Below are 22,135 nucleotides of genomic sequence, written 5' to 3'. Positions count from 1 at the left end.
GCAATGATCGGACCCGTCCGGCGCGTCATCCTCTTCGCCCGCGAGCCCGTGGCGGGGCAGGTCAAGACGCGCCTCGCGCGCGAGATCGGCGCCGGGCCCGCGGCGTCGCTCTACGGGGCATTCCTGCAGGACCTCGCCGCGGCGCTGCCCGACCCGGCGCGCTGGGACTCGGTCCTCGCGCACGCCGAGTTCGAGCCCGGCCCGTTTCTCGTCGGGACGTTTCGTGGCCCATGGGACCTGCTTCCGCAGGGGGACGGCTCGCTCGGCGAGCGGATGGCGCGGGCCGTCGTGCGCTCGCGCATGGAGGGGCGCCGCGACGTCGTGATCGCGGGCAGCGACGCGCCGACGCTGGGACGCGACGACCTCGTGGCGGCGTTCGCGGCGCTCGAGGAAAAAGCCGACGTCGTCTTCGCGCCGGCGCCGGACGGGGGCTACTCTCTCGTGGGCCTCGCGGGCAGCTGGGACTTCAAGGATTTCTTCGAAGGAGTGCGATGGTCCACGGCGCACGCCCTCGACGACTCGCGTCGCTCGGCGGAAGCGAAGGGGGCGCGCGTGGCCCTCCTCGCGACGGTTCCGGACGTCGATGAACTGAAGGACCTCGTGGCCCTTTCTCCCTGGTTTTCGGCAGACCCGAATCTCGCGCCGGCGACGCGGCGGGCGCTCGGTCTGCTCGGCGGCGCGGGGCGGCCGTGAGAGTCGTCTCGGCCGACGAGTCGCGCGCCCTCGACGTGCGGACGATCGCGGCCGGGACGCCCGGGATCGTCCTCATGAAGCGCGCCGCGAACGCGGCCGTGCGGGAGATCGCGGGCGTCCTCGGGCGCCGCCCGTCCCTCGCCGCGCGCGTCGTCGTCCTCGCGGGCCCGGGCAACAACGGCGGAGACGGCTTCGAGGTCGCGCGCCTCCTCATGGCGGGCCGGCTCGCGTCGAGCGTCGAGACGATTCTCCTCGGCAACCCGCTGCACCTCACGCCGGACGCGCGGAAGACGTACCACCGCCTCGAGCAGGTCGGGGGTGCGATCCGCGAGGTGAACGACGCGCGCGAGCTCGAGCCGCTGGCGGTCGCGACGCTCGTCGTCGACGCGCTGTTCGGGACGGGGCTCAAGCGCCGCGTCGCGCCCGACGGCCTGCCGGCGCGCGCGATCGCGCTCGCCTCGTCGGGCCCCGCCTTCGTCGTTTCGATCGACCTGCCTTCGGGCCTCTCGGCCGACGAAGCCGATGCGTGGGTTCCGTCCGTGCGGGCCGATCTCACCGTGACGTTCGGCTGGCCGAAACCCTGCCACGTGGAGCGCCGGCCGGCCGCGCGCTGCGGACGCATCGCCGTGGCGGATCTCGGCTTCGTCGAGCCCGCCGAGCCCGCCGTGCGCGAGGCCGTCGCGGTCCGCGACGTGGCCGCCCTCTTCCCGCGCCGGGCCGCCGAGTCGCACAAGGGCACGTACGGGCGCCTTCTCGTCGTGGGCGGCTCCCGCGGGATGGCCGGCGCGCCCGCGCTCGCGTGCCGCGCGGCTCACCGAGCCGGAGCGGGTCTCGTGACGGCGGCCGTCCCCGACGACGTGCGCGCGATCCTCCACATGCTGACGCCGGAGACGACGTCGGTCGGAGGAGATGCCGACTTCGCGCGGTACTCCGCGATCGCCGTCGGGCCGGGGTGGGGCGAGGGATCGACGGCGCGCGAGACGCTCGCGCGGGCCGTCGCCGAACCGGTCCCCGCGGTGTTCGACGCCGACGCCCTCAACCTCGCGGGCGGCGCCGCGTTTTTCGCCGGGCGCCGGGTCCCGACGGTTCTCACGCCTCATCCCGGCGAGGCGGGCCGCCTGCTCGGGATCCCCGTCGAGGACGTCAACGCCGACCGCGAGGCGGCAGCGGTGCGGATCGCCCGCGCGGCGGACGCGGTGGTCGTGCTGAAGGGTTTCCGCCCGATCGTCGCGGACCCGTCGGGCCGCGCGGCTCCCGTTCTCGCGGGCAATGCCGCTCTCGCCTCGGGCGGCACGGGCGACGTCCTCACGGGCGTGGTCGGGGCCCTTCTCGCGCGCGGCCTTTCCGCGTGGGACGCGGCGTGTGCCGCGGCGTGGCTGCACGGGACCGCCGGCGACCTCCTGCGCGAGGCAAAGGGGGAGGAGTCCGTCACGGCTTCCGACGTGGTCGAGGCGCTGCCGGACGCGTTCCTGCTCGCGCGCGAGGCCGCGGGCGGATGACGCCGATCCCGAGCGGGAGCGAAGAGGAAACGCGCCGGGCCGGGGCGGACCTCGCGAAGCGGCTCCAGCCGGGCGACGCGGTGCTGATCGCAGGGGACCTCGGTGCGGGAAAGACGGTCTTCGTGAAGGGCCTCGCCGAGGGCCTCGGACTCGACCCCGACGAGGTCTCCTCGCCGAGCTTCGCGCTCGTGCACGAGTACGGCCCAGCCGGGAGGCCTCCGGTCCTGGTGCATGCCGACCTCTACCGGCTGCCCGGCGCGGGTGGAGGCCTGGAGGACCTCGGGCTCGAAGCGCGCGGCGGCGCGATCCTCGCCGTCGAGTGGCCGCGCCCGCCGCTCACCGGCCTCGACGCGTGGCGCGTGAGGATCGACCTCGCGGAGGGCGGCGCGCGCCGGATCGACGTCGCGCCACCCGAAGGCCGCGCGCTCTAGAAGGCGAAGACCAGGCCGGCGGTGAGCTCGCCGCTGTAGTACCACGTCGTGTGGTAGTGGTAGCAGTAGCCGTAGTAGTCGCAGGTGGTCCCGGTGTTCGTCGTGTACGGGGTGTCCGTGAAGCGCCACCGGCCGTCGATCCGGAAGCCGAAGCGCGGCGTCACGAAGCCCTTGAAGCCGAGCGACATGTTGCCCGTGAACCGCGTGTCGCTCGTGGAGGCCGAGTTGTTGAACTCGGTCTTGAGGACGGCGACTCCGCCTCCCACCCCGAAGTACCCGAGCGCGCGGCGCGAACCCCAAGTGAAGATCGCGTTCGCCTCGTAGACGTCCTGAGTGAGGCGCCCGACCCTGCCGGACGACGAGTGGCCGTAGCCTTCGAGGTCCGACGCCGCGTGCGTCCAGTCGAACTCGATGCCGAACACGCGGTTCACGTTGTAAGCGAAGCGGCCGCCGTAAGCCCAGTCGGAGCCGACGTCCACGGTGCCTTTTCCCGAGTCGTAGAGGGTCCCGCCGAAGTAGCCGCCGCCGAACGGCGAGATCTCGAACGTGCCGCTGCGGTCCTGTGCGGCGGCCGTGCCCGCGGCCGCGGCGATTGCAAGACACCCGGCGAGGGCGAGAAGACGGAATCGCATGGTCGAACCTCCTGGAAAAAACCGACATGTTGCGGGCGGCCGGCGCCCCCGGAGCGTCCGCCGGGGGAGACGCAGGCCGTCCCACGGGAGTCTTAAGCAACCCCCGTTCCGGGATGCTACGCCGCGGGGAACAAACCGGGCCAGATCGTCGCCACGAGGAGGACGAGCGTCAGCAGGACCATGACGCCGACGGTCCCCCACGCGATCCAGTTCCAGACGCGGCCGTTCACGTACGTCCCCATCAGGTCGACCCGGTTCACGAGGAGGACGACGAAGAAGAGCACGAACGGGAGGAGCAGGCCGTTCAGGACCTGGGACAGGAAGAGGACGGGGAAGAGCGGGACGCCGGGGATCAGGATGACGCCCGCCCCGATCACGATCATGGACGTGTAGAGCGTGTTGAACTGGGGCGCCTCGGCCCACGACTTGTTGACGCCGGCCTCGAAGCCGAGGGCCTCGCAGATGGAGTACGCCGTGGCGAGGGGGAGGATCGACGCCGCGAAGAGCGAAGCGTTCGCGAGCCCGAAGGCGAACAGGGTGCCGGCCCACTTGCCCGCGAGCGGCTTCAGCGCGAGCGCGGCCTGCTCGGCGCCTTCGATCCGGATTCCCTTCGGAAAGAGCGTCGCGCCGCAGGCGACGATGATGAAGAACGCAACGCCGGCCGCGACGACGCAGCCCACGATGACGTCCCAGCGCGAGTACCGGTACTCCTCGGGCCCGATGCGCTTCTCGACGATGGAGGACTGCAGGTAGAACTGCATCCAGGGCGCGATCGTCGTCCCGACGATGCCGATGATCATGAGGATCCATGCGGCGCTCGACTCGATCTTCGGCTCGAACGTCTGCTTGAGAACGTCGGTCCAGACGGGCTTCGCAAAGAGCGCGGAGGCGACGTACGTGAGGTAGACGGTGCACGCGATCAGGAAGATCTTCTCGACCGTCTTGTAATTGCCCTTCACGACGAGCCACCAGACGACGAAGGCCCCGATCGGGACGGAGACCCAGCGCGGGATCCCGAAGATCTCGAGCGCCGCGGCCCAGCCCGCGAACTCCGCGACGGTGTTCCCGATGTCCGTGACGAGGAGGGCGACCATCAGGTAGAAGGTCGTGCGCAGGCCGTAGTTCTCGCGGATGAGCTCGCCGAGGCCCTTGCCCGTGATCGCGCCGAGCCTTGCGGACATTTCCTGGACGACGATGAGGGCGACCGTGATCGGAAGGAGCGTCCAGAGGAGCGAATACCCGAAGTGGGCGCCGGCGATCGAGTATGTCGCGATGCCGCCGGCGTCGTTGTCGACGTTCGCGGTGATGAACCCGGGGCCGAGGATCGCGAGGAAGACGGTGAGGCGGCGGCGCCAGCTCCGGACCTCCGGGCGCGGCGCCGATTCCGCGGCCGGGGCGATCACCGCAGCCTCCGGCGGTGGCGCCGCGGCATGTCGTGGAGGCGGTCGACCACGTCGTCGATCGTGATGATCCCCATCAGGACGCCCTCGGGGTCCGTGACGGGCAGCGCGAGAAGGTCGTACTTCGACATCGTCTCGGCCACGTCGTCGGCCGAGACGTCGGGCGTCACGCTCCTCACGGGCGTCGTCATCACCTTCTCGAGCGTGACGTCGTCGTCCGCGGCGAGGAGCTCGCGGACCGAAAGCGCGCCGAGGAGGATCTCGCGCTCGTCGACGACGTAGAAGTAGAACAGGACCTCGGCGTCGCGTGCGATGGGGCGCAGCCTGAGGAGCGTCTCCCTGACGCTGAGATGCGGCGGAAACGTCACGAAGTCGGTTCCCATGAGGCCGCCGGCCGTGTTCTCGTCGTGAACGAGGAGCTCCGTGACCTCGTCGGCGGCCTCCTTCTCCATCAGCTGGACGAGGCCGCGCGCGTGCTCGCCCTCGATCTCGCCGAGGACGTCGGCCGCCTCGTCCGCGGGCATCTGCTCGAGGATCTCCGAGGCGTGCTCCTCGGGCAGGTCCTCGAGGATCTCGGCCTGCATCTCGGGCTCCAGCTCGTGCAGCGTCTCGGCGGCGGTCTCGACGTCGAGCCTGCGGAAGATCCCGGTGCGCTCCGTCCCCGAGACCTGGCTGAGGATGTCGGCGATGTCCGCCGGGTGAAGGCGCTGGAGCCTCTCCTGGGGAAGCGTCGTCTCGAGGCGGTCGAGCTGGGGATGGAGCGGCTGGATCGAGTCCCACGGGATGAGGCGCGAAGGGAGGGAGCGATCCGAGAGCCGTCCGCCGCGCGGCGTGATGCCCGCGCCGAAGACGCGCCGCACGAGGCCGCGCACGCCGACGTCGGCCGCCGTGAGGACGAGGTCGCCGGACACGACGTCGAGCTTGAGGTCGTTCACCCGCACGACCTTCACGCCGTTGATGTCGACGATCTGCTTGTCGAGGAGGTGGCGGGCGAGAAAGATCTCGTCCTCGCTGGGCGGCCGGTGCAGAAGGTCGTCCTTCATGAGCCGCGTGCGCACGGTCCCGCGCTGGAAGATCGCGACGTCCTCCCACGGGAGGACGAACGTGTCGAAACGGTCGCGGAGGAGGAGGCCCGTGATCTTCGGGAACGGCGACCGGACGCCGGTCGAGACCGCGAGGTCGCGGATCTTGCCGACGGGCTGGCGCGCCACGTCGCGCACGGTCTCGCCGAGGAACTCGGACACGAAGAACCCTTCGTGCGCCGGAACGGCGGTCGAGCGGGTCGGAGGCGGCGCGGGGAGCGGCACGACACATTGTCTTGGCTGCCGCGCGTCGCGTCAACGAATTCGGGTAATCTCGCGCGCCAAATGGCGGAACGCGGAGCGCGCGGCGTCCCTCGAAGCGTGCCGGCCGTCGCCGTGACGCGCGGCGGACGCGTCGAATCCGTGCACCGCGGCTCCATCGCCGTCGTTTCGGAGGACGGAACGCTCCTCGCCTCTCTCGGCGACCCGCGCCAGGCCGTGTGGCTGCGCTCCTCGGCCAAGCCGTTTCAGCTCGCCCCGTTCCTCGCCGCGGGCGGGGAAGAGCGCTTCGCCCTCTCGACCGAAGAGATCGCGCTCGCAGCCGCGTCGCACTCCGGGGAGCCCGCCCACACGCGCCTCGCCGCCGCAATGCTCGCGAAGGGCGGCTTTACGGAGAGCGACCTGCATTGCGGCGCGCATCCGCCCATGCACGAGCCGTCGGCCCGCGCCGTGTGGGCGGCCGGAGAGAGCCCGACGCCCCTCCACAACAACTGCTCGGGCAAGCACGCCGCCATGCTCCTCGCGTGCCGCCTGATGGGCCTCGATTCCGCCGCGTACTGGAGGAAGGGGCACCCGCTTCAGAGACGGATCCTCGCCTCGGTCGCCCGCATGACGGGCGTTCCCGCCGCGCGGATCGCGCGCGCCGTCGACGGCTGCTCGGTGCCCGTCTTCCGGGTGCCGCTCGCCTCGCTCGCGCGCGCCTACGCCCGCCTCGTCGGAGACGGGCCGCGCGGCGAGAGCCCGGCGCAAGCGTCGGCGCGCCGCCGGATCGCGGGAGCGATGGCGGCGGCGCCCGGGATGGTGGCCGGAACCGGCCGCTTCACGACGGATCTCATGCGCGAGTTCGGCGGCGCTCTCGTCGCGAAGGAGGGCGCCGAAGGCGTCTACGCCGTCGGCGTGCCCGCGGCCCTCGCGCGGCGTGGCGGGAAGGCCGTCGGGATCGCCGTGAAGATCGCGGACGGCGCCGAGCGGGGGCGCGACGCCGTCACCGTCGAGGTCCTCGCCGCGCTGGGGATCGCGAAGGGAGCGCGCCTCGCGCGCCTCAGGAGGCTCGCGTTCAAGCCGGTTCTCAACGTGCGCGGGGACGTCGTGGGCGACCTCCGCACCCTGTTCCGGCTCGGGAGCGCCTGACGTGCGCGTCGTGAGGATCGGAAAGAAGACCGAAGGGCTCTTCCTCGTCGTCTATTCCGCCGTGCTCCTCGCGGTCACGCTGCTCCTGAAGGGCGGGAGCGGCGTGAGGACGAACCTCGCGCCGTTCGAGGACATCGCGCGCATCCTCGTGCGCGCCGGCCACGGCGGGGCCTTCTCGAACGCGTTCGTCTACGCCGTCGTCGGAATCGTCGGAAACCTCGCGATGTTCGCGCTCTGGGCGTTCCTGCTCTGGAAGTTCCTCGACGGACCGGGCCGCACGCCGGCGCGCAACCACGTGGACGTCATCCTCGTGGGCGTCCTTTTCTCGCTCGGCATCGAGAGCGTCCAGCTCTTCCTCCCGACGCGCGCCGCGGACATCAACGACGTGTTCTGGAACGTGCTCGGCACGATCGCGGGGAGCGCCTTCGCGCACCTCAATCGCAACGTGCGCTTCGAGTGGGAGTGACGGGACCGTAGAATCGGGTTTGCGAAGGCCTGCCGGAGTGGCGGAATGGCAGACGCAGGGGACTCAAAATCCCCCGGCCCACAAGGCCGTGAGGGTTCGAATCCCTCCTCCGGCACCACCTGAAGATTCCGATATGAGGCGGTGCCCCTAAGTCACTGATTCCGAATAAAATAAGGACAGGAGAGCATTCTGCCTTATTTCATAAGGGATAGGTTTCGAACCTGTCCGGCGCGGCGCAGCGCGGTGACTAGCGCACATAAACCACGTACCACGCGAACCAGACGAGGACCGGGACAAGCAGGAAGGTCAGGAGAACGAAGAGGTGCCAGACGCGCTTGACGGGAGCGAAGGGATCGAGAAGCTCCGGCGGGATGCGACGCAGGAATCGTGGCCCGCGCGGGCGCGTCCCATACCACGCGACGAGGAAGCGAGCTCCCCATCCCCAGGCCACGAGGTGCGCCAGGATCGGAGCCGCGTACTTCAGGACGCGCGACGATTGCTCGGGCCCGTACTCCTCCGCCGCATACGCGAGCGCGAGGAAGGCGGCGGTAGCGGACAGCGCGACGAGGACAAAGTGCCAGCGATACGGATGAAGCGCGTCCGCGAGGCGATCGAGCGGACCAAAGACGACGCGTTCGAACGACACTTTCCCCATGGTGTATGGCGCCCAACGATATCAAGCGCAGCGGCGGAAGGCCCGCCCCGCCCCCGACCGCCGCGCCGCCCCCCCCCCGCCCCCCCCCCCCCCCCCCGGGGCCCCCCCCCCCCCCCCGCCCCCACCCCCCCCCCCCCCCCCTCCCCCCCCCCCCCCCCCCCCTCCCCCCCCCCCCCGCCCCCCCCCCTCATCGTGGCCGCCCGTGCCAGACGTCATCCGCATCCCGCGTTCCGACGCGCCGCGCGTGTCGATCGTGATCCCGTCGGCCGCGAAGCCGGAGCTTCTCGTCGCGTGCCTGCGCTCGCTCGAGCGGCACCTGCCCGCCTCGATTCCGACGGAGACGATCGTCGTCCTCGACGGCGCGCCGGAGGGCGCGGCCGCGCGCATCGAGAGGTCCGCGCCGGGGGCGCTCGTCGTGTCGTCGTCCGTCCGGCTCGGGCTCGCGCGCGCCGCGAACCGCGGACGGCGGCGTGCGCGCGGCGAGTTCCTTGCGCTCCTGCACGACGACTCCGAGATCGACGCGGGCTGGCTCGAGGCGCTCGTCGCGGCGGCCGAGGCCCATCCCGAGGCCGGGGCGTTCGGCGGCCTCGTCCTGTTCCCGGACGGCACGCCCCAGTCCGCGGGCGTCGTCCCTGTTCCGGGCGGCGCGCGCCCTCCGTGGGCCGGGCCTCCTCCCGCCGGGAGGCGTTCGGGGGCGCGCGTCCCGCGGACTTCTGCGCCTCGAACGCGCTCCTCGTCCGGGCGGCCGCGTGGGACGGGGCGGGGGGACTCGACCCGCGTTATTTTCCTGCGTATTTCGTCGACGCGGACTTCGCGATGTCCCTGCGGCGGCCGGATGGTCCGTCCTTTTCGCGCCCTGGCGCGAAACCGCCATCGCCGCGGCGCGAGCTCGCGCCGCGACTTCCGGGAGTGGGTCTCGGGCCGGAACCGTTCGGCGTTTCGTCGAGAAATGGAAGGAGACGCTCTCGAGGTACGAGCCCTGGGAAGGGGATCGCCGGAGTCCATCGACCGGGCGCGGCGGGCGCGGAGGAACGGCCCGCCGCGAGCGTGGCCTTGCCTAGGCGCGGGAGGAGATCTCCTGAAGGAGGAAGAGGGAGTGGCGGCGAGGAGCGGCGCCCCTCGGCAGGACCCGCGGTCAAGGGAGTGGGCCGCGTCCTGGCCGCGCGTGACGCGTGCCGGGAGACGCTAGAGGGCCGACGGGCCGAAGCGGCCGTGGCCGCCCTTCGGCCGAGGACGCGCGGCGGCGCGGGGCGCGATCCGAAGGACTCCTCTGGTGGCGCCTCTACCTGCGTCTCCTGCCTGTTCTGAGGCCTCTTCGCGCCCTCGCGTCCGTTTTCAGCCGTCGCGCAGCGCCCAGTCGAACGGAATGACGGACGAGTGGGGGTCGATCCGGGCCTTGTCCGGGTCGGCAGTGTCGAATCGTGCGGTGCCGAAATTCACGATGCGGCCGAGCGTCGTGCCCCAGTTCTGGGTCGCGTGCCACACGCCCTGCGGGATGTAGAGGAGCAGCCAGCCGTTCCCGGCGAACCAGAACTGGCAGAAGTTCCCCTGCGTCGCGGACCCCTCCCGCCCGTCGTACAGGACGATGCGCAGGTCTCCCGTCTGGACGAAGTAGCGGTCAGCCTGGCGGCGGTGCATGCCCCAGCCCTTGATGCGTCCGGGGCGGAGCGTGAACTCGTACGCGTGGACGATCGGCTCGCTCCAGAACGGCTTCGAGAAGTCCATGAAGGGGACGAGCGAGCCGCGGTTGTCGTGATAGCCGGCCAGCCGCTCGACCCGGACTCCGGCGATGTTTCGGGCCATCACCTCGTCGGGCTCGACCGTGCGGCTGGCATCCGGAGTGCCGGCGAGAGCGACGCGGACCTCGGCCACGGGCGACGGAACGACCGGTTGATCTGGCATGGAGGGAGTCTATCGCGCGGTTTGGCGCGTCGACGCGCCCCTGCGAGCGCGACGCAGGCGCGGTGGCGCTCCTAAATCGTTCAACACACGCCAGAAGTGCGAATGCCTGTCATACTCGTTGACCTGCTGGTGGGGGGGAGAGTAGTCTCTCTTTCCCCTTTCCAAGGAGGAGTTCACCGTGGCGTTCAAGATCGGCGATAAGCTCGTCTACCCGAACCACGGTGTCGGCGTGGTGGAGACCATCCAGGAATCGCTCATGGAAGGTTCGCCCGCGCCTTGCTACCAGCTCCGCCTGCTGGGCAACAACTCGCGCGTCATGGTTCCCGTCGGGAACTCCGACCGGATCGGCCTGCGCCCGCTCACGCGCCGCAAGGACGTCGGCGGGGTCTTCCGGGTCCTCGAGAACGGCATCCTGCCGCCGACGGGCGACTGGAAGGGCCGTTACAAGCAGAACCTCGACAAGATGCGCTCGGGAGCGCTCACGGACATCGCCGACGTGCTCAAGAACCTCAGCTGGGTCCAGAAGCAGAAGGCGCTCTCGTTCCGCGAGAAGAAGATGTACGAGCGCGCGCGCTACCTGATCGTCTCGGAGATCGCCCAGATCAACGGCCTGCCCGAAGGCGAGGTCGCGACCGAGGTCGAAAAGGCCCTGGATCGGGCCATGGTCAAGCGCCGCATCGGCGGGACCGGACGAGACCACTGACCGGATTCCCCTGCATTCGCGATGCGGGGGGTCGGAATTCCGTATAGTCGGCAGGATGGTCGGGAGGGGATTGCGCCGAGCCCTGGTTGCCGCGATGTCGTTCGCGATGCTCGCGTCCGCGGCTCCCGCGCCCCCGTCGCGCACGGGCGACGTCCTCCTCGACTTCCTTCTCCTCTCCCTCGAGGCGGAGAGGAAGGGCGCGGCTGAGGACGCCGAGGAGTTCGAGCGCGCGACGGAGCGCCTCGTCCGGGCCGAATCGGACGTCACGACCGCCGTCGGGCGCCTCTCCCGCCTTCTGCGCGACGGCAACCCGGACCGCGCGGTGCTCGAGGCCGCGGCGGACGCGATCGAGGATGCCCGCGTGCGGGCGCTCGTCCAGCAGGAACGCCGCCGGGTGATCGCCGACTCCCTCGGGTCCCACGGCCGCCGGGCCGCGTTCCTGCGCGAGGAGATCGCGAAGCGGCGCGAGGGCGTGCGCGCGCCGTCCGATCCGGTGACGGGGCGGTGGGACGTCACGATCAACCCCGGCAACCGCCGCGGAACCCTGCGGCTCGCCCTCGACGGGACCATCGTCTCGGGCGACTACGTGCTCGACGGCAGCTTCCGCGGCTCCGTCCGGGGCACGTTCGTGGCCGACAAGCTCACGCTCGACCGGATCGACGCCGAGCGCGGATTCGACGCGAAGTTCTATGGCCGCGTGACGGTCGGCGCGGCGCGCCGCATCGGCGGAACCTGGGAGGGAACGGTCATCGCTCCCGCGCCGGGTCCCTCGGGCGGCACCTGGAGCGCCCAGCCGGCACGCGAGGACGAAGGAGAACCCCGATGACGACCGAACACGACGACCACCTTCCGCCGCCCGCGCCCGCCCGCGAGAAGGGCAAGCGCGCGGCGGCGCCCGCTCCGGCGGCGGCTCAGCCCCGCGCCCTCGGGCCGTGGGCCGACCGGCTGCTCTTCTCCGCGATCGGCCTCCTGGCCGGGTTCACCCTGGCGTATCTCTACATCGACCGGATCCCGCCCGCCCTCAACACGACGGCGGCCGCCGACCCGCACGCGGGCGTCCCCGGCGTCGGCCCCGGCGCGACGCGCGACCTTCCCGGCAGCGGCGGCGGGCAGCCCTCGCTCGCGGCCGACCCCGTCGCCCAGCGCAAGCTCGCGGACCTCGAGTCCGCCGCGGCGAAGGAGCCGCGCAACTACGCCCTCCTCGTCCAGCTCGGCAACACGGCGTACGACCTCGAGAGCTGGCAGAAGGCCGTGGACGCTTACGAGGCTGCGCTCAAGATCCAGGGCGGCGACCCGAACGTCATGACGGACCTCGGCGTCGCGTACCGGAACACCGGAAACGGCACGAAAGCGCTGGAATACTTCGGCAAGGCCCTCGCGAAAGATCCGGCGCACTGGCCCGCCGCGTTCAACCAGGCGATCGTCTACGGTGTCGACCGTGGCGACAAGGCTAAGGCGAAAGAGATCCTGAACCGGATCAAGAAGGAGCACCCCGAGGTCAAGTCGGTCGACGGGCTCCTCGCTTCGCTGGACCAGAAGGGGTAATGGCCGAGTCTCCGGGCGACCTGTTCGACGACGAGCTTCCGTCGCCTGGAGCCGAGCCCCCCTCCGACGCACCGCTCGCGGACCGCATGCGGCCGCGCGAGCTTTCCGAGGTCGCAGGACCGCCGGACCTCGTCGGCGAGTCGTCTTTCCTCGCGCGCGCGATCGCGGCCGACCGCGTGCCGTCCCTCGTTTTCTGGGGCCCGCCGGGGAGCGGCAAGACGACGCTCGCGCGGATCATCGCCGCGAAGACGAAAGCGCGCTTCCTCGCGTTTTCGGCCGTCACCTCCGGCATCAAGGAGATCAAGACGGTCATGGAGGAGGCCGCGCGGGCGCGGCGGCGCGGCCGGCGCACGCTCCTCTTCGTGGACGAGATCCACCGCTTCAACCGCGCGCAGCAGGACGCGTTCCTGCCGTTCGTCGAGGCGGGCGACATCGTCCTCGTCGGCGCCACGACCGAGAACCCGTCGTTCGAACTCAACGGGGCGCTCCTCTCGCGGCTGCGCGTCGTCATCCTGCCGGCGATCGAAGAGAAAGACCTCGTTCTGCTGATGAAGAGGGCGCTGGCGGACCCCACGAGGGGCCTCAACTCGCTGGTGACGGTGGATGAAGATTCCTTCGAATGGTTAGGACGCTTTGCCGATGGCGATGCCCGAAGGGCGCTCACTGCCTTGGAGGCCGCCGCCGCCCAACTCCTTTCAGAAGCAATTTCTTTTTCCTCCTCTCCTCTTCCCGTCCTCTCGGTCCCCGTCCTCGAGGACCTCTTCAAGCGGAAGGTCCTTCTCTACGACAAGTCCGGGGAAGAGCACTTCAACATCATCTCGGCGCTCCACAAGTCGCTCCGCGACTCGGACGTCGACGCGTCGCTCTACTGGCTCGCGCGGATGCTCGAGGCGGGGGAGGACCCTCTCTACGTCGCGCGCCGCCTCGTGCGGTTCGCGTCGGAGGACGTCGGCCTCGCGGACCCGCAGGCGCTCGTCCTCGCGGTTGCGGTGAAGGACGCCGTACATTTCATCGGGATGCCCGAGGGCGCGCTCGCGCTCTCGGAGATCGCGGTCTACCTCGCGCTCGCGCCCAAGTCGAACGCGCTCTACGTCGCGTACGGCGAGGCCGCGGACGACATCCGCGAGCAGCCGAACCTGCCGCCGCCCCTCGCGATCCGCAACGCGCCGACGAAGCTCATGAAGGACGCGGGCTACGGCAAGGGCTACCGCTACGCGCACGACCTGCCGGAGAAAACGGCGGGCCTCTCCTGCCTGCCGGACGCGCTCCAGGGCCGGAACTACTACCGGCCGGACGGCGAAGGGCGCGAGAAAGCGCTCAAGGAGCGCGCCGACGCGCTCCGCGCGCTGCGCGAGAAGCTGCGGAAGAAATGAGCGCTCCTCTTCTCGCGCTGCTCCTGGCGGCGGCGCCTGCGGGCCTCTGGCACGCCGCGCTCGTGCCGACGTCCGAATACCCCGTCCATTTCGACGTCCGCATCGCGGCGGGGAAGGGCGGGAAGCTCTCCGGCGCCCTCGTGAACGCCGGCGTCGAGTCGCCGCTGTCGTCCGTGGCGTGGGACGGAACGACGCTGGTGCTCGCGATCGCGAGCTACGACATGACGATCACGGCGACGCGCGCCGGCGACGCGCTGGAGGGGACGTACCGCCGCACGGTCATCTCGGGCGTCGCCGAGGTTCCGTTCACGGCGTCGCGCGCGGCGCCGCCTCTGCCGCCCGCCCCGAAGGACGGGAAATCCCTCGCCGGCTCGTGGGCCGTCGAGGTCGGCGGAGCGCCCGGCAAGGTCGAGAAGCTCACGGGTGTGTTCGCACAGAAGGGCGCGGTCCTGACGGGGACTCTCCTCTCCGTCACGGGCGACTACGGCGCGCTCCATGGCTGGTTCGACGGCGAGCGGATGCTCCTGACCGTCTTCGACGGAGTCCACGTCTACCGTTACGACGGCGAGCTCCTCCCCGACGGGACCCTTGCGGGCGAGTACCGCTCGGGTACGAGGCCTCCGGTCTCGTGGAGAGCCTCCCGCTCTGCGCCGTGAATTGCCGCTCCGTCAGGCGATCCGGCCGGCGCGCAGGATGAGCGGCCACGAGATCGTCTTCGGCTCCACGGGATCGCCCCAGGCCGCGGCGAATGCCGATTCGAACTCGGCGATCGGGTCGCGGCCCGTCTCTCTCGCGCAGCGCTTTACCGCGGACCACGTCGAAAGGTATCCGAGGACCCTCTCCAGGCTCCAGTCGGCCGTCATGGTCACCGCCGGAACGGGGATTTCTTTGAAAGGGAAGAGAAGATCGGCGTAGTGCCGGGCGACGAGTGCGCGTTCGGGGGGCCAGTACGCCTCCACGGTTGCGTGGAAGGCGTGAAAGACCGCTTCCAGCCGCGTCGATTCGGGAACCTGAAAGAGATCGTAGGCCCATACCGCGACGGCGCCGCCCGGAGCCCCGACCCTTCTCACACTTTCGAAGAATCTCTTCTGATCGAACCAGTGAACCGCTTGTCCCACGGTCACGAGATCGACGCTCGCGTCGTCGAGCCCGGGTTCCTCGGCCGGCGCGACGCGATAGGTCACGCCGGGGCACGGCGCCGCGTGAGCGATCTGCTCGGCGCTCGCGTCCGTCGCGACGACCTCGGCGAAATGGTCCGCGAGCCCGCACGCCGCCTGGCCGCTGCCGGTGCCGGCGTCCCAGCAGAGCGTGTGCCTCGCCACGAGCGCGGCGACGGCGTCGAAGAGCTCCGGCGGGTAGACGGGCCGGTAGCGCGCGTAGTCGCCGGCGTGCCCCGAGAAGTGGTCGTTGAAGACCGGTCCGCTCAGATCTCTTCCCGGCGGTAGTTCGGCGCTTCCTTCGTGATGATCACGTCGTGCGCGTGGCTCTCCTTGAGCCCGGCCGCCGTGATCCGCACGAACTTCGCCTTCTTGACGAGGTCCGGCAGCGTGGCCGCCCCCGACAGGCCCATGCCCGACCGCACGCCGCCCGTGAGCTGGCCGAGGAGCGTCGAGACGGGGCCCTTGTACGGGACCATGCCCTCGATCCCCTCCGGGACCATCTTGCGCGGCTCTTCCTCGTCCTGGAAGTAGCGGTCCGCCGAGCCCTGCTTCATCGCGCCGAGCGAGCCCATGCCCCGGTACGCCTTGAACGTGCGCCCCTGGTAGAGGATCGTCTCGCCGGGCGCCTCGTCCGTCCCCGCGAAGAGGCTCCCGATCATCACGGAGTGCGCCCCGGCGGCGAGCGCCTTCGTGACGTCGCCGGAGAACTTGATCCCGCCGTCCGCGACGAGCGTCACGCGCGACTTCCCGATGCCCTTGACGGCCTCGAGGATCGCGTGGATCTGCGGGACGCCGGCGCCCGTGACGACGCGCGTCGTGCAGATCGAGCCGGGCCCGATCCCGATCTTCACGGCGTCGGCGCCGCGCTTGACGAGGTCGCGTGTGCCCTCGGCCGTCGCCACGTTGCCCGCGAGGACCGGCGTCGACGGGAAGGCCTTCTTGAGCGCGGCGAGGCCCTTGAGGACGCCCTCGCTGTGGCCGTGCGACGAGTCGAGGACGAGAAGGTCGACCTTCGCCGCGATGAGCTCGCGGGCCCGGTCCTTGAGGTCGGCCGAAGCCCCGACGGCCGCGGCGACGCGCAGGCGGCCGAGCGAGTCCTTGCAGGCGTTCGGGTACTTGATCTGCTTCTGGATGTCCTTGACGGTGATGAGGCCCTTGAGGTTGCCGCCGCGGTCGACGACGAGGAGCTTTTCGATCCGGTGGCGGTGGAGGAGCTCCTTGGCCTGCTCGAGCGTCGTCCCGGGCGGGCACGTGACGAGGTTCTCCTTCGTCATCCGCTCGGAAATGGGGAGGTCCATGCGCGTTTCGAAGCGGAGGTCCCGGTTCGTCAGGATGCCGACCAGCTTGCCGCGCTCGTCCACGACGGGAACGCCGGAGATCCGGAAGTTCGCCATGACCTCGAGCGCTTCCGAGATCTTCTGCGTCGGGCGGCAGGTGACGGGGTCGACGATCATCCCGCTCTCGGAGCGTTTCACCTTGTCGACCTCGGCGGCCTGCGCCTCGATCGTGAAGTTCTTGTGAATGACGCCGAGGCCGCCGTTCTGCGCCATCGCGATCGCGAGGCGGGACTCCGTGACGGTGTCCATTGCGGCCGACAACACGGGGATGTTCAGCAGGATCCCGTCCGTCAGGCGGGTCCTGAGGTCGGTGTCGGCGGGGTGGACGCGGGAGTGGGCGGGGAGGAGGAGGACGTCGTCGAAGGTCAGGGCGAGAGGGATGTCCCGGTCATTCACCATGTGGATTCATACCACACGGGGGAAGACGGGGACGCGTTCAGCCGGCCGAAGCCGCTCCGGACGCCCCGTGGCACTTCTTGTACTTCTTCCCGGAGCCGCACGGGCAGGGGTCGTTGCGGCCGACCTTCGGACCCGCGCCCTTCACGGTCGAGACCGCGAAGTCGCCGCCCGAGGTCGGGTCGTAGGCGCCCTGGTAGTTGAGGTCCTGCTCCCTGTGGCGGGCTTTCTTCTCGAGCTCGGCGGCCGCGCGGCGCGAAGACGCCGAGCCGTCCGAGGCGGGTTCACCGGCCGAGACTTCGACCGCGACCTCCTGGTGTGAGGCGCGCTCCGCCGGGGCCTGCTGGACCTCGAAACGGAACAGGTACTGGAGGATCTGCTCCTCGATCCCTTCCTTCATCGCCTCGAAGAGCGAGAACGACTCCTTCTTGTACTCGACGAGCGGGTCGCGCTGGCCGTAGCCGCGCAGCCCGATGCCTTCCTTGAGGTGGTCGAGGCCGAGGAGGTGGTCTTTCCAGAGCGTGTCGACCGTCTGGAGCATGAAGAACTTCTCGAAGTCGCGGAGGACCTCGGGGCCGACGGACCTCTCCTTGGCCTCGTACGTCTCGCGCACGGCCGCCCGGAGGCTGTCCTTGAGCTCCGCGTTCGTCTCGCTCGTCGACATGCCCTTCGCGGAAGGCTTGAAGCCGTACGTCTCGAAGACGAGCGACTCGAACGCGTCCCAGTTCCACTCCGAGACGTCCTTGGCGGCGGGGCAGTGGCGGTCGACGTAATCCTCCGAGACGTCCTCGGCGAGGGCGATCACGTAGTCGCGCGAGAGCTTGCCGGTCAGGATCTCCTTGCGGAGCCGGTAGATCTCCTCGCGCTGCTTGTTCATGACGTCGTCGTACTCGAGGAGGTGCTTGCGGGTGTCGAAGTTGCGGCCTTCGACCTGCCCCTGCGCGCGCACGATCGACTTCGTGACCCACCGGTGCTCGATCGGAACCCCTTCCTCCATGCCGAGTCGCTTCATGAGGCCCGACAGGCGGTCGGACCCGAAGATGCGCATGAGGTCGTCCTCGAGCGAGAGGTAGAAGCGCGAGGAGCCGGGGTCGCCCTGGCGTCCGGCGCGGCCGCGGAGCTGGTTGTCGATGCGGCGCGACTCGTGGCGTTCCGTGCCGATGATGTGGAGCCCGCCCAGCTCGACGACCTGCTCGTGGGCCTCGGCCGTCTCCTTCTGGAGCTCGACGAGGAGCTTCTTGTACAGCTCCTCGTCGTCCTTGGCCTTCTGGCGAGCGAGGTACTCGGGATTGCCTCCGAGGAGGATGTCCGTGCCGCGTCCCGCCATGTTCGTCGCGATCGTGACGGCGCCGACCTGGCCCGCCTGCGCGACGATCGTCGCTTCCTGCTCGTGGTACTTCGCGTTCAGGACCACGTGCGGGACCTTCCGCTTCTTGAGCATGGTGGAGAGGTGCTCGGACTTCTCGATCGAGATCGTGCCCACGAGGACGGGCTGGCCCTTCTCGCTCTTCTCGGCGATCTCCTCGACCACGGCGTCGAACTTCTCGCGCTCGGTGCGGTAGACGAGATCGTGCTCGTCGATGCGGACCATGTCGCGGTTCGTCGGGATCACGACGACGTCGAGCTTGTAGATCTTGTCGAATTCGGCGGCCTCGGTGTCGGCGGTGCCCGTCATGCCCGACAGCTTGTCGTACATGCGGAAGTAGTTCTGGAGGGTGATCGTGGCGAGCGTCTGGTTCTCGCGCTCGATCTTGACGCCCTCCTTCGCCTCGACGGCCTGGTGGAGGCCGTCCGACCAGCGGCGCCCGGGCATGAGGCGGCCCGTGAACTCGTCGACGATGATGACCTGCCCGTCCTTGACGACGTAGGCCACGTCCCGCTTGTAGAGCGTGTGCGAGCGCAGGGCCTGCTGGCAGGCGTGCAGGAGGTCGATGTTGACGGGGTCGTACAGGTTCTCGACGCCGAGGAGGCGCTCGCACTTCGTGACGCCTTCCTCCGTGAGCGAGGAGGTGTGCGCCTTCTCGTCGAGGAGGAAGTCCCCGGTCGTCGTCTTGTTCCCGTACTTGTCCTTGACCTCTTCGCCGCGGACGAGCTTCGGGACGATCCGGTCGACCTTGTAGTAGATGTCCGTCTCGCCCTCGGACGGGCCCGAGATGATGAGCGGCGTCCGGGCCTCGTCGATGAGGATCGAGTCGACCTCGTCGACGACGGCGAAGACGTGCCCGCGCTGGACCATCTGCGCGAGCTCGAACTTCATGTTGTCGCGCAGGTAGTCGAAGCCGAACTCGTTGTTCGTGCCGTAGGTGATGTCGCAGCGGTAGGCGTCGCGGCGGTCCTCGTCCGGCATGTCGTGCTGGATGCAGCCGACCGTAAAGCCGAGGAACTTGTAGATCTGGCCCATCCACTCGGCGTCGCGCTTGGCGAGGTAGTCGTTGACCGTGACGACGTGGACGCCGCGTCCCGAGAGGGCGTTCAGCGACACCGCGAGCGTCGCGACGAGCGTCTTGCCCTCGCCCGTCCGCATCTCGGAGATCTTGCCCTCGTGGAGGACCATTCCGCCCATGAGCTGGACGTCGTAGTGGCGCTGGCCGATGGCGCGCCAGGCCGCCTCGCGGACGAGGGCGAACGTCTCGACGAGCTCCTTGTTCAGCGTCTCGCGCGCGAGGGTGCGGCGCTCCTCGATCTTCTCGGGAAGCGTCTTCAGCGCGTCCTGGACGCGGGTGCGGATCGCGGCGACGCGCGCGCGCAACTCGTCGTCCGAGAGCGGCTTGATTCCGGCCTCGAGCGCGTTGATCTCCGCCACGCGGGGCCGCATGGCCTTCACGTCGCGCTCGTGCTTCGTGCCGAAAACTTTAGAGAGGGCCTTGTCGATGATCATGAAAGGTGGGCTCCGCGCGCTTCGCGCGAAGAACGGGGAGTTTAGCAGGAGAGGGATTCTTAGAAGGCGTTCAACACGTAGTCGAGCGGGTTCGACGGCTTGCCGTCCACGCGCACCTCGTAATGGAGGTGGGGGCCGGTCGAGCGGCCCGTGGAGCCGACGAGGGCGACGAGGTCGCCCCGCTTGACGCGTTGGCCTTCGGCGACGCGCGCCGCCTGCAGGTGGCCGAAAAGCGTCGTGACGCCGTAGCCGTGGGCGATCTGGACGAACCGCCCGTAGCCCTTGTCGACGCCCACCCTCACGACCGTGCCGGAGGCGGGCGCGACGATGCGGTTGCCCGCGGGCGTCGAGATGTCGATTCCGGGGTGGTACTCGGGGTGGCCGGTGAAGGGATCGGGCCGCTGGCCGAAGCCGGCCGTCAGGACACCGGCGGCGGGAGCGATCGTCGGCGTGAGCGCGAGCTGGTCGGCCTGCGTCGCCAGCCGCTTTTCGACGAGCTGGAGGCGCGACGAGAGGAGGGCGCCGCGGCGGCCGGCCTCGGTGAGCCCCGAGTCGGCCGAAGCGGATGGATCGATCGGAGCCGCGGACAGGCCGCCGACGCCGCCGGTGCCGGGGTCGCGCACGGCCGAGAGGCCGGCGACGATCGAGAGGCGGCGGGTGCGGTCCTCGAACTCGGCCAGCTGCTTCTCGAGCGACTCGAGGCGGGCGTTCGTGAGGGCCGCGCGGGTGCGCAGGTCGGAGTTCTCGGCCAGGATCGCCGTGACCTCGCGGTTCTTGTTGATGGAGCGCACCCAGAGGATCGAGAAGGTGGCGCCCAGGAAGACGGCCGTCAGGAACGCGGCGCCGAGACCCCAGAGCAGCCGCGAGGAGACGTGGAACTGCCTGAAACGCGCTTTCGCATGGGGCACGAAGATGATCGTGTGCTCGCGCTTCGGCATCTCGTCTCGCTCGTTACTGCTCGTGCGTTCCAGGAACTTCCCGGACAAAAAAAAGCACGGCCTACCCAAGAAGGCCCTGAAGTGTGCGGGGTGAATTTGAGCCCCCGATTGGAACCTGTCAAGTGAATTGGATGCATCATGAAAACCGGCCGTTTATCAACGACTTACGGTGATTCAGACGCCTCCCGCCCGGGCCTGAAGCGCAGCGCTTCCGCCACCTCCGCCGCTCCGGCCGAGGCCTTGCCTGCGAGGTCGGCAATCGTCCGGGACACCCGCAGGACGCGCTGGTAGGCGCGGGCCGAGAGCGTGAGCCGGTCGACGGCCCGGTCGAGAAGGACCTTGGCGTCGGGGGTCGGCTTGAGAGCGGCCCGTCCGGAACGGCCGGAAAGGGCCGCGTTGACGAGCCGCGGATCGCCCGTGCGGGCCCGCTGGACCTCCCGGGCGGCCACGACCCTGGCCCGCACGGCACGGGAGGGCTCCCCGTCGCCGTCCGCTCCGAAATCGGAAGACGAGAGGGCCGGCACCTCCACGTGGAGGTCGATCCGGTCCAGCAGCGGACCCGAGATCTTCCGGCGGTAACGGGCCACATCACGAGGGGAGCACGCGCACGCGCGGCGCGGGTCTCCCCGATGGCCGCACGGGCAGGGGTTCATCGCCGCGACGAACAGGAAGCGCGCGGGGAACGTCCGCGCGCCGGCGGCGCGGGCGACCGAGACGACCCCGTCTTCGAGTGGCTCGCGGAGCGCCTCGAGCGCGTCGCGCCGGAACTCCGGCAGCTCGTCGAGGAAGAGGACTCCGTAGTGGGCGAGGGAAAGTTCGCCGGGGCGCGGATCGGAGCCGCCGCCCGCCAGCGCCGCGGCCGACGCGCCGTGGTGCGGCGACCGGAACGGGCGCTGGACGAGGAGCCCGCTCCGCGCGGGCAGCCGGCCGGCGACGCTCCAGATGCGCGTGACTTCGAGGCTTTCTTCGCGCGAGAGCGGCGGAAGGAGGCCCGGCAGCCGCCGCGCGAGCATCGTCTTGCCCGACCCGGGCGGTCCCGTCATCAGAAGGTTGTGGCCGCCGGCGGCGGCGATTTCGAGGGCGCGCCGCGCGACGGCCTGGCCGCGGACGTCCCCGAGGTCGGGCTGCTCCTCCTCGACCGCCAAGCGGTTCTCGGGCTCGGCTCTTGGGAGGGGGATTTTTCCTAGAAGGTGAGCGATGGCCGCACCAAGATGGTCGGCCGCACGTACATCGAGGTCGCTGAGGGCGGCGGCTTCCATCGCGTTCTCGGTGGGGACGAGGATTGCTTTTCCCTCGCGGCGGGCAACCTCGGCCAGCGCGAGAACTCCGGGCACCGGCCGGAGGGCGCCGTCCAACCCGAGCTCCCCGACGAGCATCGTGCCGTCGAGCGCCTCGGCCGGGACGTCGCCGTTCGCGGCGAGGATGGCGAGGGCGACCGCGAGGTCGAGCGCGGTGCCGGACTTCGGGAGGTCGGCCGGCGCGAGGTTCACGACGACGTTCTTTGGAGGAGCGGGGAAGCCGACGTGGCGGAGAGCCGAGCGGATGCGCTCGCGGCTTTCCTTCACGGCGGCGTCGGGCAGGCCGACGAGAGTCAGGCCCGGGAGGCCCGCGCCGATCGCGCACTCGACGACCACCGGAATCCCGTCGAGGCCAACGATCGTCGCGGAGTGCGCCCGAGCGACCGTCATGGAAGCG

Annotated in this window: 21 protein-coding genes and 1 tRNA gene; 12 read left to right on the top strand and 10 right to left on the bottom strand. The window is 70.3% G+C overall.

What is annotated here, in order from left to right; genetic code table 11:
• The first annotated feature begins 3 nt into the window (after positions 1-3).
• From IPL89_08125 to tsaE, 3 genes are read left to right on the top strand one after another with little or no spacing between them, the layout of a single operon-like run.
• Complete coding sequence (locus tag IPL89_08125; GenBank protein ID MBK9063146.1) at positions 4-693, top strand: TIGR04282 family arsenosugar biosynthesis glycosyltransferase; 690 nt, start codon at positions 4-6, stop codon at positions 691-693.
• Positions 690-2,192, top strand: a complete 1,503-nt coding sequence (locus tag IPL89_08120) for an NAD(P)H-hydrate dehydratase (protein ID MBK9063145.1) — start codon at positions 690-692, stop codon at positions 2,190-2,192. Before IPL89_08125 ends, IPL89_08120 begins: the two co-directional genes overlap by 4 nt.
• On the top strand, positions 2,189-2,623 hold the full coding sequence (tsaE, locus tag IPL89_08115; protein MBK9063144.1) for a tRNA (adenosine(37)-N6)-threonylcarbamoyltransferase complex ATPase subunit type 1 TsaE: 435 nt from the start codon (positions 2,189-2,191) through the stop codon (positions 2,621-2,623). The genes IPL89_08120 and tsaE overlap by 4 nt, the downstream gene beginning before the upstream one ends.
• On the opposite strand, the gene IPL89_08110 is transcribed toward tsaE, so the two are convergent.
• The 3 genes from IPL89_08110 to IPL89_08100 all read right to left on the bottom strand — a co-directional run bounded on the left by IPL89_08110 (position 2,620) and on the right by IPL89_08100 (position 5,962).
• Entirely contained in the window at positions 2,620-3,255 is a 636-nt protein-coding gene (locus tag IPL89_08110; GenBank protein ID MBK9063143.1) for an outer membrane beta-barrel protein, read from the bottom strand. The two genes, tsaE and IPL89_08110, sit on opposite strands and share 4 nt — an antisense overlap.
• A gap of 116 nt (positions 3,256-3,371) precedes the next feature.
• Positions 3,372-4,655 (bottom strand): Nramp family divalent metal transporter, encoded by a 1,284-nt coding sequence (locus IPL89_08105; protein ID MBK9063142.1) that lies wholly within the window; start codon positions 4,653-4,655, stop codon positions 3,372-3,374.
• Entirely contained in the window at positions 4,655-5,962 is a 1,308-nt protein-coding gene (locus IPL89_08100) for a magnesium transporter (protein MBK9063141.1), read from the bottom strand. Before IPL89_08100 ends, IPL89_08105 begins: the two co-directional genes overlap by 1 nt.
• 60 nt (positions 5,963-6,022) lie before the next feature.
• Between IPL89_08100 and IPL89_08095 the strand changes: the two genes are divergently transcribed.
• The 3 genes from IPL89_08095 (at position 6,023) to IPL89_08085 (ending at position 7,671) form a co-directional block, all read left to right on the top strand.
• Entirely contained in the window at positions 6,023-7,087 is a 1,065-nt protein-coding gene (locus tag IPL89_08095) for an asparaginase (protein MBK9063140.1), read from the top strand.
• 1 nt (position 7,088) lies between these two features.
• Complete coding sequence (locus tag IPL89_08090) at positions 7,089-7,553, top strand: VanZ family protein (protein ID MBK9063139.1); 465 nt, start codon at positions 7,089-7,091, stop codon at positions 7,551-7,553.
• A gap of 31 nt (positions 7,554-7,584) precedes the next feature.
• Positions 7,585-7,671 (top strand) — tRNA-Leu (locus IPL89_08085).
• A gap of 129 nt (positions 7,672-7,800) precedes the next feature.
• Here the strand turns inward: IPL89_08085 and IPL89_08080 are convergent.
• Positions 7,801-8,208: a hypothetical protein gene (locus tag IPL89_08080; protein ID MBK9063138.1), complete on the bottom strand. Its 408-nt coding sequence runs from the start codon at positions 8,206-8,208 to the stop codon at positions 7,801-7,803.
• A 202-nt stretch (positions 8,209-8,410) separates the two neighbouring features.
• On the opposite strand from IPL89_08080, the gene IPL89_08075 reads away from it, so the two are divergent.
• Entirely contained in the window at positions 8,411-9,397 is a 987-nt protein-coding gene (locus tag IPL89_08075; GenBank protein ID MBK9063137.1) for a glycosyltransferase, read from the top strand.
• 146 nt (positions 9,398-9,543) lie between these two features.
• On the opposite strand, the gene IPL89_08070 is transcribed toward IPL89_08075, so the two are convergent.
• Positions 9,544-10,110 carry a dTDP-4-dehydrorhamnose 3,5-epimerase family protein gene (locus IPL89_08070; protein MBK9063136.1) on the bottom strand — a complete coding sequence of 189 codons (567 nt, stop codon included), beginning with the start codon at positions 10,108-10,110 and terminating at the stop codon, positions 9,544-9,546.
• A gap of 178 nt (positions 10,111-10,288) precedes the next feature.
• On the opposite strand from IPL89_08070, the gene IPL89_08065 reads away from it, so the two are divergent.
• The 5 genes from IPL89_08065 to IPL89_08045 all read left to right on the top strand — a co-directional run bounded on the left by IPL89_08065 (position 10,289) and on the right by IPL89_08045 (position 14,387).
• Entirely contained in the window at positions 10,289-10,813 is a 525-nt protein-coding gene (locus IPL89_08065; protein MBK9063135.1) for a CarD family transcriptional regulator, read from the top strand.
• A 70-nt stretch (positions 10,814-10,883) separates the two neighbouring features.
• Positions 10,884-11,639 carry a hypothetical protein gene (locus IPL89_08060; protein MBK9063134.1) on the top strand — a complete coding sequence of 252 codons (756 nt, stop codon included), beginning with the start codon at positions 10,884-10,886 and terminating at the stop codon, positions 11,637-11,639.
• The gene (locus IPL89_08055; GenBank protein MBK9063133.1) at positions 11,636-12,358 is read left to right on the top strand and encodes a tetratricopeptide repeat protein; all 723 of its coding nucleotides are present in this window, start codon (positions 11,636-11,638) and stop codon (positions 12,356-12,358) included. The genes IPL89_08060 and IPL89_08055 overlap by 4 nt, the downstream gene beginning before the upstream one ends.
• A complete protein-coding gene (locus IPL89_08050; protein ID MBK9063132.1) occupies positions 12,358-13,731 on the top strand; it encodes a replication-associated recombination protein A in 1,374 nt (457 codons plus the stop codon). Before IPL89_08055 ends, IPL89_08050 begins: the two co-directional genes overlap by 1 nt.
• Complete coding sequence (locus tag IPL89_08045; GenBank protein MBK9063131.1) at positions 13,728-14,387, top strand: hypothetical protein; 660 nt, start codon at positions 13,728-13,730, stop codon at positions 14,385-14,387. Before IPL89_08050 ends, IPL89_08045 begins: the two co-directional genes overlap by 4 nt.
• Before the next feature lie 12 nt (positions 14,388-14,399).
• Here the strand turns inward: IPL89_08045 and IPL89_08040 are convergent, their stop codons facing one another.
• The 5 genes from IPL89_08040 to IPL89_08020 form a co-directional block, all read right to left on the bottom strand.
• Positions 14,400-15,158 (bottom strand): methyltransferase domain-containing protein, encoded by a 759-nt coding sequence (locus IPL89_08040; GenBank protein MBK9063130.1) that lies wholly within the window; start codon positions 15,156-15,158, stop codon positions 14,400-14,402.
• Positions 15,155-16,627, bottom strand: coding sequence for an IMP dehydrogenase (gene guaB / locus IPL89_08035; protein MBK9063129.1), 1,473 nt, complete (start codon positions 16,625-16,627; stop codon positions 15,155-15,157). The genes IPL89_08040 and guaB overlap by 4 nt, the downstream gene beginning before the upstream one ends.
• 37 nt (positions 16,628-16,664) lie before the next feature.
• Positions 16,665-19,502 (bottom strand): preprotein translocase subunit SecA, encoded by a 2,838-nt coding sequence (gene secA / locus IPL89_08030; GenBank protein MBK9063128.1) that lies wholly within the window; start codon positions 19,500-19,502, stop codon positions 16,665-16,667.
• A 59-nt stretch (positions 19,503-19,561) separates the two neighbouring features.
• The gene (locus IPL89_08025) at positions 19,562-20,440 is read right to left on the bottom strand and encodes a M23 family metallopeptidase (protein ID MBK9063127.1); all 879 of its coding nucleotides are present in this window, start codon (positions 20,438-20,440) and stop codon (positions 19,562-19,564) included.
• A gap of 164 nt (positions 20,441-20,604) precedes the next feature.
• Positions 20,605-22,128 (bottom strand): YifB family Mg chelatase-like AAA ATPase, encoded by a 1,524-nt coding sequence (locus IPL89_08020; protein MBK9063126.1) that lies wholly within the window; start codon positions 22,126-22,128, stop codon positions 20,605-20,607.
• Positions 22,129-22,135 lie beyond the last annotated feature (7 nt).

This window comes from Acidobacteriota bacterium, from assembly GCA_016716715.1.
In the GTDB taxonomy this organism is placed as follows: domain Bacteria; phylum Acidobacteriota; class Thermoanaerobaculia; order UBA5066; family UBA5066; genus Fen-183.
This window is presented reverse-complemented; position numbering and strand designations above follow the sequence as displayed.